Annotated in this window: 15 protein-coding genes; 13 read left to right on the top strand and 2 right to left on the bottom strand. The window is 41.0% G+C overall.

Going from position 1 to position 14845, the window contains the following annotated elements; translation table 11 throughout:
• The first annotated feature begins 119 nt into the window (after positions 1 to 119).
• The 11 genes from treP (at position 120) to ACE1TH_RS18310 (ending at position 12220) form a co-directional block, all read left to right on the top strand.
• Positions 120 to 1550 (top strand): PTS system trehalose-specific EIIBC component, encoded by a 1431-nt coding sequence (treP, locus tag ACE1TH_RS18360; protein ID WP_375079694.1) that lies wholly within the window; start codon positions 120 to 122, stop codon positions 1548 to 1550.
• 216 nt (positions 1551 to 1766) lie between these two features.
• On the top strand, positions 1767 to 2483 hold the full coding sequence (gene treR / locus ACE1TH_RS18355) for a trehalose operon repressor (RefSeq protein ID WP_375079693.1): 717 nt from the start codon (positions 1767 to 1769) through the stop codon (positions 2481 to 2483).
• Positions 2484 to 2553: 70 nt separating this feature from the next.
• Positions 2554 to 3039 (top strand): glutathione peroxidase, encoded by a 486-nt coding sequence (locus ACE1TH_RS18350; RefSeq protein ID WP_099305377.1) that lies wholly within the window; start codon positions 2554 to 2556, stop codon positions 3037 to 3039.
• Between the two features lie 57 nt (positions 3040 to 3096).
• Positions 3097 to 4164 (top strand): nitric oxide synthase oxygenase, encoded by a 1068-nt coding sequence (locus ACE1TH_RS18345; RefSeq protein ID WP_375079692.1) that lies wholly within the window; start codon positions 3097 to 3099, stop codon positions 4162 to 4164.
• 56 nt (positions 4165 to 4220) lie between these two features.
• Complete coding sequence (locus tag ACE1TH_RS18340) at positions 4221 to 6095, top strand: ABC-F family ATP-binding cassette domain-containing protein (RefSeq protein ID WP_099305039.1); 1875 nt, start codon at positions 4221 to 4223, stop codon at positions 6093 to 6095.
• Positions 6096 to 6253: 158 nt separating this feature from the next.
• Positions 6254 to 7018, top strand: a complete 765-nt coding sequence (locus ACE1TH_RS18335) for a DeoR/GlpR family DNA-binding transcription regulator (protein ID WP_099305037.1) — start codon at positions 6254 to 6256, stop codon at positions 7016 to 7018.
• Complete coding sequence (pfkB, locus tag ACE1TH_RS18330) at positions 7015 to 7926, top strand: 1-phosphofructokinase (RefSeq protein ID WP_099305035.1); 912 nt, start codon at positions 7015 to 7017, stop codon at positions 7924 to 7926. Before ACE1TH_RS18335 ends, pfkB begins: the two co-directional genes overlap by 4 nt.
• Before the next feature lie 12 nt (positions 7927 to 7938).
• A complete protein-coding gene (locus ACE1TH_RS18325) occupies positions 7939 to 9828 on the top strand; it encodes a PTS fructose transporter subunit IIABC (RefSeq protein ID WP_099305033.1) in 1890 nt (629 codons plus the stop codon).
• A 108-nt stretch (positions 9829 to 9936) separates the two neighbouring features.
• On the top strand, positions 9937 to 11196 hold the full coding sequence (locus tag ACE1TH_RS18320) for an amidohydrolase family protein (RefSeq protein WP_099305031.1): 1260 nt from the start codon (positions 9937 to 9939) through the stop codon (positions 11194 to 11196).
• Positions 11197 to 11258: 62 nt separating this feature from the next.
• Complete coding sequence (locus ACE1TH_RS18315) at positions 11259 to 11960, top strand: hypothetical protein (RefSeq protein ID WP_141556826.1); 702 nt, start codon at positions 11259 to 11261, stop codon at positions 11958 to 11960.
• Positions 11961 to 11983: 23 nt separating this feature from the next.
• A complete protein-coding gene (locus ACE1TH_RS18310; RefSeq protein WP_099305028.1) occupies positions 11984 to 12220 on the top strand; it encodes a hypothetical protein in 237 nt (78 codons plus the stop codon).
• Positions 12221 to 12262: 42 nt separating this feature from the next.
• Here ACE1TH_RS18310 and mreBH read toward each other — a convergent pair whose 3' ends face one another.
• Positions 12263 to 13270: a rod-share determining protein MreBH gene (gene mreBH, locus ACE1TH_RS18305; RefSeq protein ID WP_099305026.1), complete on the bottom strand. Its 1008-nt coding sequence runs from the start codon at positions 13268 to 13270 to the stop codon at positions 12263 to 12265.
• A 340-nt stretch (positions 13271 to 13610) separates the two neighbouring features.
• Here mreBH and ACE1TH_RS18300 point away from each other — a divergent pair, with 340 nt between their 5' ends.
• Positions 13611 to 14003 carry a thiol-disulfide oxidoreductase DCC family protein gene (locus tag ACE1TH_RS18300; RefSeq protein WP_375079691.1) on the top strand — a complete coding sequence of 131 codons (393 nt, stop codon included), beginning with the start codon at positions 13611 to 13613 and terminating at the stop codon, positions 14001 to 14003.
• Between the two features lie 83 nt (positions 14004 to 14086).
• Positions 14087 to 14407: a hypothetical protein gene (locus ACE1TH_RS18295; protein ID WP_099305022.1), complete on the top strand. Its 321-nt coding sequence runs from the start codon at positions 14087 to 14089 to the stop codon at positions 14405 to 14407.
• Positions 14408 to 14508: 101 nt separating this feature from the next.
• On the opposite strand, the gene ACE1TH_RS18290 is transcribed toward ACE1TH_RS18295, so the two are convergent.
• Positions 14509 to 14760, bottom strand: a complete 252-nt coding sequence (locus ACE1TH_RS18290) for a hypothetical protein (RefSeq protein WP_099305020.1) — start codon at positions 14758 to 14760, stop codon at positions 14509 to 14511.
• Between the last annotated feature and the right edge of the window lie 85 nt (positions 14761 to 14845).

Raw genomic sequence — 14845 nt, 5'->3', positions numbered from 1 at the left:
TTTTTTGTTGACTAATTTGTATATACAAGGTATGATCAAAGCAATCAATTATTTGTATATACAAATTATAAATGCACTAAAGCGACGTTTTTGAAAACGTTAGCAAAGGAGGAACGGGGATGGCTGTTAACTACAAAAAATCTGCTGAACAGATTTTAGAGGCCATTGGTGGAGAAGAGAACATTTCTTCAGCTACACACTGCGTGACGAGACTGCGACTTGTTTTACAAGATGAAAGTCAAGTAGATACGAAAAAACTGGAAGCGCTTGATGTAGTAAAAGGAACATTTTCTGCAAACGGGCAGTTTCAAATCATATTAGGTAACGGTGTCGTCGATAAAGTGTATAAAGAAATGATGGCATTGACGGGCCGTGAAGAAGAGTCAAAAGATGACGTGAAAGAAAACGCTGCTAAAAAAGGAAACCCCTTACAAAGAGGGATTAAAGTCTTAGCAGACGTATTTATCCCAATCTTGCCAGCGATTGTGACTGCTGGTTTGTTAATGGGTTTAAACAATATTTTAACCGGCGCAGATATTTTTTATGATGGTGCATCCATTATTGATGTTCATCCTCAATGGGCGGATTTTGCCGATATTATTAATGTCATTGCGAGTACCGCCTTTACCTTCTTACCAGCGTTAATTGGGTGGTCAGCCGTGAAGCGATTTGGAGGCAGTCCGCTGCTTGGTATTGTCTTAGGATTAATTCTTGTTAATCCAGCGTTATTAAGTGCTTGGGATTATGGAGCTGCTCGTGAAGCTGGTGAAATTCCTACTTGGAACTTGTTTGGCTTAGAAATTCAGCAACTTGGTTATCAAGGACAGGTACTGCCGGTGTTCGTCGCATCCATTATTTTAGCGAAAATAGAAGTATTTTTACGTAAGCGAATTTCCGATTCATTCCATTTGTTAACAGTAGCTCCAATTGCTTTATTGGTAACGAGTTTTATTACGTTTATTGCGGTCGGACCAATCACGTTTGCAATCGGTAACGGAATTGCAGATGGCTTCATTTGGTTGTTCGATACGATTCCAGCGATTGCAGGATTCTTGTATGGCATTATTTATGGTCCGCTCGTGATTACAGGGATGCACCATACGTTCCTTGCCGTTGATTTACAGCTAACAGGTAGTGAAGGTGGCGGCACATTCTTATGGCCGATTCTAGCATTATCAAACATTGCGCAAGGTTCTGCTGCATTTGCGATGTATTTTGTCTTAAAGAATAAGAACTTAAAAGGATTAGCAGGCACATCAGGGCTGTCTGCGTGGTTAGGGATTACAGAACCAGCACTATTCGGTGTTAATCTTCGTTTCCGCTTCCCGTTTTTTGCAGCGATTATTAGCTCCGGTCTTGCAGGAATGTTCATTTCTATGCAAAATGTACTGGCGCACAGCGTTGGTGTAGGTGGGATACCAGGTATTTTCGTTATTCAGTCTGGTGGCTGGCTTGCCTTTGCGATCGGGATGGCAATCGTTATTGCACTCCCATTTGTGGCAACCCTTCTTTACGGAAAGATTAGAAATCCGAAGAGCCTATATGAATAATAAAAAGAGCTGCCTCGTGCAGCTCTTTTTTTCACCATATGATCTTGACCGACCATGGTCAAAAATGAATCGTTTGTGGTATTGTTAGAAGGAATTATTTGTTAATGTTATTACTTGAATGAATGTCATAATAAGAGTAGATTTCGCATTGAACTCGAATGATGAAATGGACTCACTTAAAAACAGAGTGATTATAGAAAAAGTAGGGCGATATGTTTGAAAAGTAAATTTCAGTCGATCTATCAACATCTTATTAAAGATATGCAAAATGGAAAGTATCAAGCTGGTGATACGCTCCCATCGGAGCATGAGCTTACGGAGTTTTTTCAGGCATCAAGAGAAACGATTCGAAAAGCGCTAAAGCAGCTGTCAGAACATGGCTACATTCAAAAGATACAAGGAAAAGGATCCGTTGTACTCGATTTACAGCGCTTGGATTTTCCTGTTTCGGGTGTAACCAGCTTTCAAGAGTTAAATCAACAGCTTGGGATGAAGGCAGAGACAGAAGTGGTCACATTTAAAGAATGTCGCGCTACGCCTAAGCAAGCGAAGCAATTTCAGCTCCCAGATGATTCGATTGTTTTAGAGATTGCTCGAGTACGGTTAATTGATGGAGAGCGAATCATTCTAGATAAAGATTGGTTTCCTAAGATGCTAGTACCAGGTTTAACAAAAGACATTAGTTCTGGTAGTATCTATGAGTATATTGAGAAAACTCTAGGCTTAACCATTAGTTTTGCTAAAAAAGAAATCGTTGTAGAGGTTGCAACAGATGAAGAGCTCCAGCTGCTAGACGTTGAGCCAGGAAGTCAAATCGTTGTTGTTCGCAGCTTGACGTATTTAGAAGATGCAACGCTTCTTCAAATAACAGAGTCACGTCACCGCCCTGACCGCTTCAGGTTTGTTGAATTTGCAAGAAGGTATAAAACGTGAGCATATTTGTTTTCATGTGAAAGAGGAAGCTTTATACTTGGTGCAAACGATTGATGGAGGAGAGGCATTTATGTCTGTATTCGACTACACGGTAAAAACAAGTAAGGGAGAAGATTTTTCATTATCGAACTATGAAGGGGATGTTCTTCTAATCGTCAATACAGCGACTAAATGTGGTTTTGCATCACAATTTGATGGTTTAGAAGAGCTTCATCAAAACTACCAAGATAATGGCTTGCGTGTATTAGGATTTCCAAGTAATCAATTCATGAATCAAGAACCGACATCAGATGATGAGATGGAAGATGTGTGCAAAATTAATTTTGGTGTGACGTTTCCACTTTTTGCGAAAACGAATGTAAAAGGAAAAGATGCCAATCCATTATTTAAGCATTTAAAAAGTGAAAAAAAGGGAACAATGGGAGATGAAATTAAATGGAATTTCACAAAGTTCCTTGTTGATCGTGACGGAGCCGTTGTTAAACGATATGCGCCGCAAACGAAGCCTAGCCAAATTGAAGATGATATAAAAGCAGAAATCGAAAAAAAGCAATAGCCAAAAAACTGTGTAGCAATCGGCTACGCAGTTTTTTTAGGAGGATTACAATCGCTTATGGAAATTGAACTTGCGCAACAAGCGCGTGCGTTTATTAAGCAATTTTATGAAGAAACAGGACAACCAAACGTGGCGTCACGTCTGACCGCTATTCTCGCTGAGATCAATAAATCAGGTACCTATACATTAACAACCGAAGAGCTAACGTATGGTGCAAAGCTAGCGTGGCGAAACAGCAATCGCTGTATCGGTCGATTGTTTTGGGAGCGAATGCATGTCATTGATGCAAGAGAAGCCGAAACGGAAGAGGATGTGTTTAAGGCATTGTGCCATCATCTCTCTTACGCAACGAATGAAGGGAAAATCATTCCAACGATTACGGTTTTTCCGGTAGGAGAGCGTGTGCGTATTTGGAATCACCAGCTTATTCGATACGCTGGTTACGAAAAAAACGGGCGCATCATCGGCGACCCTGCATCACTTGAATTTACAAGATATTGTCAATCTTTAGGATGGACGGGAGCTGAAAGCGATTTTGATCTGTTGCCGTTTGTTTTTTCCGTTGGTGAAAATAGACCCGTTTTCTATCCGATTCCTGACAATTTAGTGAAAGAAGTTGAACTTGAACATCCAACCTTTAATTCATTCAAAGAACTAGCTCTGAAATGGTACGCTGTACCGATTATTTCAGATATGCGCTTAGAAATTGGCGGGCTTTCTTTCTATGCAGCTCCGTTTAATGGCTGGTATATGGGGACAGAGATTGGTGCGAGAAATTTAGCGGACGATTTTCGCTATAATCGATTGGAACAAGTGGCAGATCAGCTCAGCATAAATCGAACTAAGGAATCGTCATTGTGGCGAGATGAGGCATTGGTAGAGCTGAATCGTGCCGTTCTGCATTCTTTTCAACAAGCTGGTGTAAGTATCGTTGATCATCATACAGCGGCAAAGCAGTTTCAACAATTTATAAAAAACGAAGAGAAAGAAAATCGTTCTGTAACAGGAGACTGGACGTGGCTCATCCCGCCAATGTCGCCAGCGCAAACGAAGATCTTTCATCAATCCTTTCATGATGAAATGAATTCACCGAACTTCTTTTATGAGGACAGTCCTTATAAATAAGTCAATGTGCTATACTGCATAAATAACGAATCTTTATCGGAAAAAGGAAGATGTTCATGAATGTATTAAGAGTCGAAGGACTTAGTAAGACGTTTGGGGAAAAAGCGCTGTTTCAATCGATTGATTTTTCCATTGAAACAGGAAATCGGATCGGACTACTTGGCGTGAACGGAACAGGGAAATCAACGCTTTTAAAAACATTAGCAGGAATAGAAGGGAAAGAAGCAGGAAGTTTTTATCACGCCAATGATTTCACGATCGAATATTTGGCGCAACAACCGGACTTACCAGAAAATGAAACCGTTCTTGACTATATTTTCAAAAGTGATTCAGAGCTATTACGAACAGTTGCTCGCTATGAAGAAGGGCTCGCTAAGCTCGAACAAGACCCTTTGAATGAACAATACCAATCGACATTGTTAAAATTACAAGCAGAAATGGATAAGGTGGACGGTTGGGAAGCTAGTACTCAGGCGAAAACAATCCTTAGTAAATTAGGCGTTTTTGATGTTACCGCGCGTTTACGTACACTATCAGGAGGACAGAAAAAGAGAGTGGCGATTGCGCGATCTTTAATCCAGCCTGTAGATTTGCTTTTACTTGATGAACCGACTAACCATCTTGACCATGAAACGGTTGAATGGCTCGAGGGCTATTTAAAGCAATACCGTGGGGCACTTATTGTGATCACCCATGATCGCTATTTCTTAAATCGAGTCGCGACGACGATTTTTGAATTAACGAACGGTCAGCTTTATCGCTATGAAGGAAATTTTGAAACTTATTTAGAAAAGCGTGCTGAACGTGAAGAGCAGCTTGAACAAGCAGAAGCGAAACGACAGAATTTGCTCAGACGAGAAATGGCTTGGTTAAAAAGAGGCGCAAAAGCGCGTACAACGAAACAAAAAGCGCGAATTCAGCGGGTTGAAGCATTAAACAATCAGCAAGGTGTCAAAACGAAAGAGCATTTAGATGTGGCGATTGGGTCCAAACGACTTGGAAAGCAAGTCATTGAGCTAGAGAATGTAAGGAAATCGCTAAATGGAAAAGAGCTTTTTTCGAATCTCTCCTATCTACTGACGAACCAAGAGCGATTAGGCATTATTGGCGCGAATGGTAGCGGAAAAACGACACTGTTAAACATTATGGCGAATAGACTGGAGCCTGATGAAGGAACTTGTACAGTCGGAGAGACGGTTAAAATTGGTTACTACACCCAAGAAGATGCCGAACTAGATGGCACGCTGACTGTTATTGACTATATCAAGCAAGTTGCTGAAGTGGTTTATACAAACAAAGGCGATCAAATCACTGCTGAACAAATGCTTGAACGGTTTTTGTTCCCGCGTTCACAGCAATGGACGTACATTCGTCGTCTATCTGGTGGGGAAAAACGTCGTCTTTATTTGCTGCGCATCCTAATGGGAGAGCCAAACGTGCTATTTTTAGACGAGCCTACGAATGATCTTGATGTGGAGACGTTAGCTGTGCTTGAAGACTATATTGATACGTTTCCTGGAACGGTTGTGACCGTTTCCCACGATCGTTATTTTCTCGATCGAGTAGTAGAAACGATGCTTATATTTGAGAATGGTTCGATTCGACGATATCAAGGGGATTATACCGATTACTTGGAAGAGCAAACGATAGAGAAAGCTCCAAAAACGGTCAAATCGCCGATTGTTGAAAAGAAAAAGGCGCCAAAAAAGTTGTCGTATAACGAACAACGTGAATGGGATCAAATCGATGACAAGATTGCGTCCCTTGAAGAAAAACAAGCAACGTTAGAAGTAGGAATTCAAGAAGCAGGAAGCGATTACGGTAAAATTGCAGATACGATGAAAGAAAAGGAAGCAGTAGATGCAGAATTGGATCAGTTGCTTGAACGCTGGGCAGAGCTAGCAGAGAAGGTCGAGCAATTAAGTGAGTAGAGCTTTTAAGAGTAAAAGGCGGGGAAATCCCGTCTTTTTTTTGTGTTACGTGGAAGAAAAGTGGAGAAACTTGTAAATATGTTTCTGGATGAAAATGATTGATTATGATTGATTTTGGTTGTATAATAAAAAAGTCTCGACAGTAAAGAGGTGTGCACATGTTAACCGTGGAAAGACAAGAGATCATTATTCAGCTTGTTCAGCAAAATGAAGTTGTGAAAATTCAGGACTTAATCGAAGCAACTGGGGCTTCAGAATCAACAATTAGAAGAGATTTAACTGAGCTTGAACAAGGAAAGAAATTAAAGCGCATACATGGAGGCGCTACGCTTCTTCAAACGATGCGAGAAGAACCAACGATGGCACAAAAATCATCCAAAAACAGTCATGAGAAAAAGAAAATCGCGCAACGAGCTGCGGAGCTCGTTCAAGAGGGTGATTGTATTTTCTTAGATGCTGGAAGCACAACGTTTGAAATGATTTCTCATTTAAAGGGAAAGAACATTGAAGTTGTAACAAACGGTGTAATGAATATACAAGCATTAGTAGAAGCTGATATCGACACACATTCACTAGGTGGCCATGTGAAAAAAGGAACCTATGCATTTGTAGGCAGAGGTGCAATTGAGTCGATAGCTAGATTTCGATTTGATAAAGCGTTTCTTGGAACAAACGGCATTACCGTCAAAGATGGCTGTACAACACCTGATCCGGAAGAAGCCTATATTAAGACAAAAGCCATTCAATATGCTCAGCAAGCGATTGTATTGGCGGATCATACGAAATTTGAGGATGTCACGTTTTCTCCTTTTGCTTCAATAGAAGACGTTCATATATTGACGAGTTCGTATGTAAAAGAAGAAAAAGAGCAACTCTATCAAGAGTTAGTGAAAAGTACGGCAATAGAGGTGGTTAAATTATGATTTATACAGTGACCTTAAACCCGGCGATGGACTATTACGTCTCGTTACCAACTCTAGAAATTGGTCATGTAAACCGTTCAACAAATGATCGAAAAGCAGCTGGTGGAAAAGGGATAAACGTCTCAAGAGTTTTAAAAGCATATGGGACGCAATCAACAGCACTAGGGTTTATTGGTGGTTTCACCGGCGACTATATTCATGCAACGGTCACTGAAGAAGGCATTCAGTCAGACTTTGTAAGAATTAACGGAGATACCCGCATCAATGTGAAAGTGAAAGCAGAAGATGAATCTGAAATAAATGGCTGTTCTCCTGAAATTAGCGATGTGGATCTTCGTACTTTAGAAGAGCATTTAAATCAGTTAACGGCTGAAGATACAGTTGTGTTAGCCGGTAGTATTCCGCCGTCTTTACCGTCGAATCTTTACGCAAAGTGGGTCGAGCGATTAAATAACCAAGGCGTGAAGGTGTTTGTGGATACGAGTGGAAAAGCACTTGAGCAAATCATTCCTGCAAAACCATTCTTTATTAAACCGAATCAACATGAATTGGCAGAACTTACGAACTCGGTCATAGAAACGAAAGAAGATGCCATTCCACATGCAAAAGCGTTAGTTGAACAAGGGGTAGAGCATGTCCTCGTTACATTTGCTGGGGACGGGGCGCTTCTTGCTACTAAGGAAACCATCCTTTTCGCTAATGCGCCTAAGGGTAAATTGCTAAATTCAGTCGGTGCAGGGGACGCAACAGTTGCAGGATTTCTTCACGCGTATCATAGTGGAGCAAAATTAATCGATGCATTTCAATACGGAATGGCATCTGGAAGCGCCACAGCATTTTCACTAAGTTTTGGTGAGCCAGCTGAAGTTGAGCGCTTAACGAAAGAAATTAGCGTGCATTCCATATAAGGGGGACTGGAGATGAAGATCTCTGATTTACTAAAAAAAGATACGATCATTTTAGATCTACAAGCTTCCTCAAAAGCGACAGTCATTGATGAACTTGTGGCTAAGCTAGATGAAGCGGGTCGACTAAACGATAAAGAAACATACAAAGAAGCAATTCTTGCAAGAGAAGCACAAAGCACAACTGGGCTAGGTGAAGGGATTGCCATTCCACATGCCAAAACAGCGGCTGTCAAGACACCTGCAATTGCTTTTGGACGTTCGATTTCAGGTATTGATTATGAAGCGTTGGACGGTCAACCGAGTCAGTTGTTCTTTATGATTGCGGCCTCTGAAGGGGCGAATAATGAACATTTAGCAACGCTCTCAAAGCTTTCAACGTTTCTAATGGATACAGCTTTTCGCGACCAACTTCTCGCTGCTCAATCAATTGATGAGGTTATTTCAATTATTGATACGAAAGAAGCAGAAGAAGCTGACGAAGTAGAAGAGGATGTTCAACCTACTGCAGAAGAAGATACGTATATCATTGGCGTTACTGGGTGCCCTACAGGGATTGCTCATACGTATATGGCGGCAGATGCGTTAAAGAAAGAAGCGCAAGAACGAGGCTACTCGATAAAAGTGGAAACCAATGGCTCAGGCGGTGTAAAAAATCGCCTTACGAAGGAAGATATTGCTCGTGCTGACGGTATTATTGTGGCAGCTGATACAAAAGTGGAAATGGATCGGTTTGATGGCAAACGTATCGTTATCGCACCTGTGGCTGATGGTGTAAGAAAACCTTCCCAATTAATTGAACGTTCATTAGCTGGAAAAGAAGCGGTTTATTCTGCTCAAGGCGGAGCGAAGAACGACAATGACGAATCTGTATCATCAGGTGGATTTGGAAAAAGCATTTACAAGCACTTAATGAATGGTGTTTCAAACATGCTCCCATTTGTAATCGGTGGGGGAATTCTACTTGCCATTAGTTTCTTATTTGAAATTGAAAGCTTACTTGGGGAAGACAATGTTGTAACAACTATCCTAGGTACAATTGGTGGCGATAATGCTTTTGCGCTATTTATTCCTGTTCTAGCTGCATTTATTGCCATGAGTATTGCAGACCGTCCAGGTTTTGCTCCTGGTTTAATTGCTGGTTATATGGCATTCAACGGTGATGCTGGATTCTTAGGAGGATTACTAGCAGGTTTCCTCGCTGGTTACATGGCCCTAGGTGTGAAAAAAATCCTTTCAGGTATGCCGCAGTCGCTAGATGGACTTAGAACGATTTTATTTACACCAGTCTTAAATATCTTATTTACCGGTGTGATTATGTATTTCTTAATTGCGCCGCTTGCATCTGTGAATACAGGCTTACAAAATTGGCTTGGTGATTTAGGTACAGGTAATATGGTCATTCTTGGAATTGTACTTGGTGCGATGATGGCCATTGATATGGGTGGTCCAATCAATAAAGCGGCTTATACGTTCGGAATTGCGATGCTCGACGCTGGAAACATGGGTCCGCAAGCTGCGGTTATGGCGGCAGGAATGGTTCCACCACTCGGGATTGCGATTGCAACAACGTTTTGGAAATATAAATTTACAAAACAACAACGTGAATCTGGACGAACAAACTATGTGCTTGGCGCATCCTTTATCACAGAAGGTGCCATTCCGTTTGCGGCAGCTGATCCAATTCGCGTCATCTCTGCAAGTGTTGTAGGTGCAGCAATTGCTGGAGGGTTAACGGGTTTATTCCAAATTTCGTTACCAGCTCCTCACGGAGGCATTTTTACGATGTTGCTCGTAAATGATTCAACACTGTCCTACATGGGACTATATGCGGTCGCGATTCTTACAGGAGCGATCGTTACAGGAATCTTGTACGGCATTATGAAACGCCCGCTTGAAAAATAAACATAACGATAAAAACAAAGTCCGCTGAAAAAGGCGGGCTTTTTTTGAATTTATGAAAAGCGGGTATAGGAAAGGAAAGAGTCGATGTAAATTGCAGGAGGACAAGAAATGAAGCAAACAGAAACAATCAATCTATTAAATATGGATACAGCAACCTTTGAAGGAAAAACAATCACTGTTGAGAATGGGCGTATAATAGACAAAATTGATGCACCAAATGAACACTTGAATACGTATGCACTACCAGGTTTTATTGATAGTCATTGCCATATCATGCCTGGTTATGCATCGCTTTTTACAGCCGCAGGCGTAACAAGTGTACGCAATACTGCTGGGAATGCATATATGCTTGCACCCCTCATCAAAAATGGCCCAACTCCCTTTACGCCACACGTTTATTGGGCAGACCGCATGATTGATGGGGTGCCTGGTTTATGGGGAGGAACAAGCAGTGGTTCATTCACGACAACATCTAAGCAGGAGGCACGTGAAGAGGTTCAACGACAAGTTGAACAAGGTGCTTCGTTTATTAAAGTGTATGGTCGCTTGAAGAGAGAGGTCATGGAAGCTGTAGTGAACGAAGCGGAGCGACACCGCCTTGATGTTGCGGCTGATCTGTTAGCATCGACGGACGTAGATGCATTGACAGCTGCAAAAATAGGGGTACGCTTTCTGGAGCATAATTCGGGAATTATTCAATCCTTAATCCCAAGCTGGCATGTATTACTAGATGAAGCAGATGACAAGGAATGCTTAGATGGGGGGTTAGAAAAAGAAGCGCTCGCGAAAGTTTGCGAAGAGCTGAAGTCAGCTGGTGTCATCTTAACACCAACTTTAAGTCTGTTTGCGCAATCTATTAATGAACATCATTGGTCATCTTCTCTACCTTTCGAAACAGATGCCATGTTAAGCTTAGAGGAGCAGTGGAAGCAAGTCAGGCCACATATACAGTCACGAAAACAAGAGCGATTATTCCAAGCGACAAAACAGATTACAGCGGCTTATTACCAGATTGGCGGTACGATTTTAGCAGGAACCGATACTCCTTCAGGCGTAGATACGTACCCAGGTCAGTTGCTGCATCGTGAGCTACAGTTATTGGTGGAATGTGGATTAACTCCGTTTGAAGCGATTCAATCAGCAACATCGATTCCAGGTGAATTATTTGGATTTACTAGCAATTGTGACCCTGGTGAACATGCGGATTTAGTCATTGTGAAGGAAAACCCACTTCAAACCGTTGAAGCGACCTTGACGATTGACTGGATCGTGAAAGGTGGCAAATGGCATCGACCAGAGGCATTGTTAGCAAAAGCAGAGCAAAGCAGAAAGGATTATTCAGAAGAATGGTATAGGGAGCAAGAATAATCCTTTCACGACGATCTTAAGAAGAGTTACCCACATGTAAATAGGAAAAGCTAGGTGATTGAATGAACAAACAATTATTCTTCTCAAGTAACATAAACGCACCGCACAGCAAGGAAGAATTACTCATGTACGAGCCTTTTTGGCATATGGGCATTGTGACAAATGAAGAAGAACGTATGAAACGATTAGAGCGTCTACTAGGGGTACAGCACCTTGAAATGGAGCGTCTGAAAGTCTTGAAACAACAGCGGCAGCAGCGAGAGGCTATTCAAACAGCTTTAATAAAAGGGAGCGTCGTCGCTTGGGTAGGTCCATCGGCTGGAGAAGAGTTAGCTTTTTTGGAAATTGCAGAGCTGTTTGATCGAACGGAAAATTTGTACGTGCGGATCGTGCCAGGTCCTTTGCATATTCACGAGCGTGCTCCTGAGCTATTTCAAGAACTTGAACAGCAACCTCCATTAAAAAAGGAGGAGTGGATGGAGTTCATCCCAGCGTTTTCAAGCATTGAACAACATAAACTAATTGAGCGTGAAAATCTGTTTGCCTATAGTGGCCGAGATGAGCACTTTTTTGACGCAGAAGTATTAGAAGCACTTCGCCAGCTTGAAAAGCCCGTACCAGTGGAAAAGCTGGTTGCGGCCGTTTATGCAAAGAGACCTGACTATCCGGTACCGTTTTATTTTCAACGTGTGAATGAAAATAAACGTAAAGGTCATATTGTGCAAACCGATCGGTTGATTTCTTTAAGTGAACATCTACAGTAAAAGAGAGCAGGTGGAGGAAACGAATGGAAATGATTTCATACTCATATTGGAAGAGGAATCAAATAAAGGCTGTATTTAGTCGCTTTCCTTCATCGATCGTTACGTTTCGGATGGTCAGTCGTTATTACTTTATTTATTCTGTTCAGTGGTCAGAGCTGGATCCAATGGTCATACGTGAAGATTTAAAAGAAATGGAATGGATGATTAACGAAGAACTAGGACTTCAGGAATTCTATGAAAGTCGAAAACGTGCATTTTAATAGTAAAAAACGAGCACGCTGAATAGCGTGCTCGTCTCTTCTTTAAACAGACGCTTTTTGAAGTTTGTCAATAAAGGATAGAGAACGACCTGTTCCAATTGCCACAGATTCCAGTGGATTTGGTGCAATATGAACGGGCACAAAAATCTCATCCGAAATCCACTCTTGGAGTCCATTTAAAAGTGCGCCGCCGCCAGTTAAAAGCACACCTTGGTCGACAATATCTCCACTTAGTTCTGGTGGACAATCTTCTAATGTTGCTCTTAGCGCTTCTAATAGTTGAAGCAATAGCTCGCTCATCGCTTCTTGAATTTCAAACGAATGCAGCTCAATCGTTTTTGGAAGTCCATTCACCAAGTCACGACCACGTATTTCTAATGTTAATTTTTCATGCTCGATGGGTGCATAGCCAATTTCCATTTTGATTTGCTCTGCCGTACGTTCACCAATAAGAATGTTATAGGATTTACGAACATACTGAATAATGGCCTCGTCTAGCTTGTCCCCACCAACTCGCACAGAGTTAGAGGACACCACGCCACCGTAAGAAATGATGGCTACTTCGGTTGTACCTCCGCCAATATCAACAACGACATTTGCTGTCGGTTCTTCAACAGGTAGGTCTGCGCCTATTGCAGCAGCAACAGGTTCTTCAATAATGTGTACGTTTTTCGCCCCACAGCTTCGAACAGCGTCCAAAATAGCTCGACGTTCTACAGAAGTAGACCCTGTCGGCGCACATACAACAACGTTAGGTTTACGCATCGCAAGACCCATATTTTTGCTGGCTTTACGCATAATTTCTTTAAGTAAACTAGCCGTCACATCAAAATCAGCAATGACACCATCACGTAACGGACGAACAGCGACAATATGGGAAGGGGTTTTACCAACCATTTTTTTCGCTTCAATTCCGATCGCGAGTACGTCTCTCGTATCTATATTAAGTGCAACAACAGATGGTTCGTTTAAAATAATTCCTTTTTCCTTGCTATAGACAAGTATGTTTGCTGTTCCTAAATCAATTCCAATTTGTGCTGTTGAAAACATAATAAGTCACCACATTTCTTCCTTATTCTTTGACTACAAGATAGTGTAACAATTGTGTGGAGAGAGATAAAGTGAAAAAGGATGGAAAAAAGGTTGCATTTAGATTGTAAGAAATAAGTCGGAGTTCCTGTTTTGTTACTTAAATGTAAAGAAGCACCTAAATAAAGGTGCCTCAAAAGGTGGGGGGGGGGAGGGTATGAAAGGATTAGGGACTTTACTAAAACGATCGATCGTTTAGTGAAATCACCCTCTTATTTGGTATATACCCTATTTCGTCTTACGTAAACTTTTTTTACAATAAAATTTGTGCTACTCTTCTTGTACGAGAGGAGAGAGCGGAATGAGTGGAATTATTTTGTTTGATGGTGTGTGTAATTTATGTAACCATTTAGTGGACTTTGTGATAAAAAGAGATGTAAAAGGTCGTTATCAATTTGCTTCTCTTCAATCTGAAAAAGGTATGGCGTTGCTTAAAGAACACAATATACGTCTTGATTTACATACTATGGTCGTGATTGAAAATCAACAAGCGTACACAAAAAGTGATGCTGCATTAAGAGTTTTCCCTAAATTAAAAGGTTTGTGGCCACTTTTTCGGGTGCTAATAATTGTTCCTCGACCTATTCGTAATAAATGTTATGACTGGATTTCTCAAAGTCGGTATCGTTTATTTGGGAAAAAAGAGTCGTGTCGATTGCCAACAAAAGAAGAACAAAGCCGCTTTTTAACATAATGTTTGAATGTTTATTAAGAGTTGAGGCGTGAAAAAAATCGAGAATTGTGCTATAATTACAAAAAGCATGAGGGGGCATCATTGTGGAACAAACTGAATTGCAACCATATCTCAAGGCTAAGTTGGAAAAGGCAAAGACTCAATTTGAACGCACAATTGATTGCAAGCATACAGAATTTGATGACTTGTATCCTTATATTTCAGAACAACCGCAATTTTTCTGGTACAAACGATACGTTGCGTGGCAGGAATTATTAACACTTGTCCAGATGGCATCAGACTTTAACGTGAATTGGGAAGAGTTATTTCTAAAAAAACAAACCATTTATATTAAAAAGCGCATTCTTGATGCAAAAGTACTGGATAACTGGTATGAGCAATCAACAGCAGATTCAGCGCAATAAACGATAAGCAAAACGCCTCAGATATTCTGAGGCGTTTTTTTATAGCGTGATTTGATGACACGTTCTGTTTGTTCTGTTAGAAATCTACACCAACTACAAACTTAATTCAACGTAATAGAAGCGTTATGTTGGTTGTAAATCTCTTTTATTTTTTCACCAATATCTTCTTCAAGCTCATTGCGAGTTGGCATACTATCATAGTTTTGAATGATGTGAAAAGTTTGTAATGAAAGTAGGAGATAAGGGTACTTTTCGTCTTTATCAAGAACGACAACATAAATCTGTTCATTTTCAGTGCAAACAAAATTCCCGACTTCCTCTACAGAACGTTTTCGCTCCACATTGATTTCCATCTATGATCCTCCTCTTTTTATCATCATGGTCAAGAAAAAGGAATTCTATTCAACTCGTTTTCATTTCATAAGAATACTGCTTTCG

Source organism: Shouchella sp. JSM 1781072 (genome assembly GCF_041949915.1).
GTDB lineage: Bacteria > Bacillota > Bacilli > Bacillales > Bacillaceae_D > Shouchella.
This window is presented reverse-complemented; position numbering and strand designations above follow the sequence as displayed.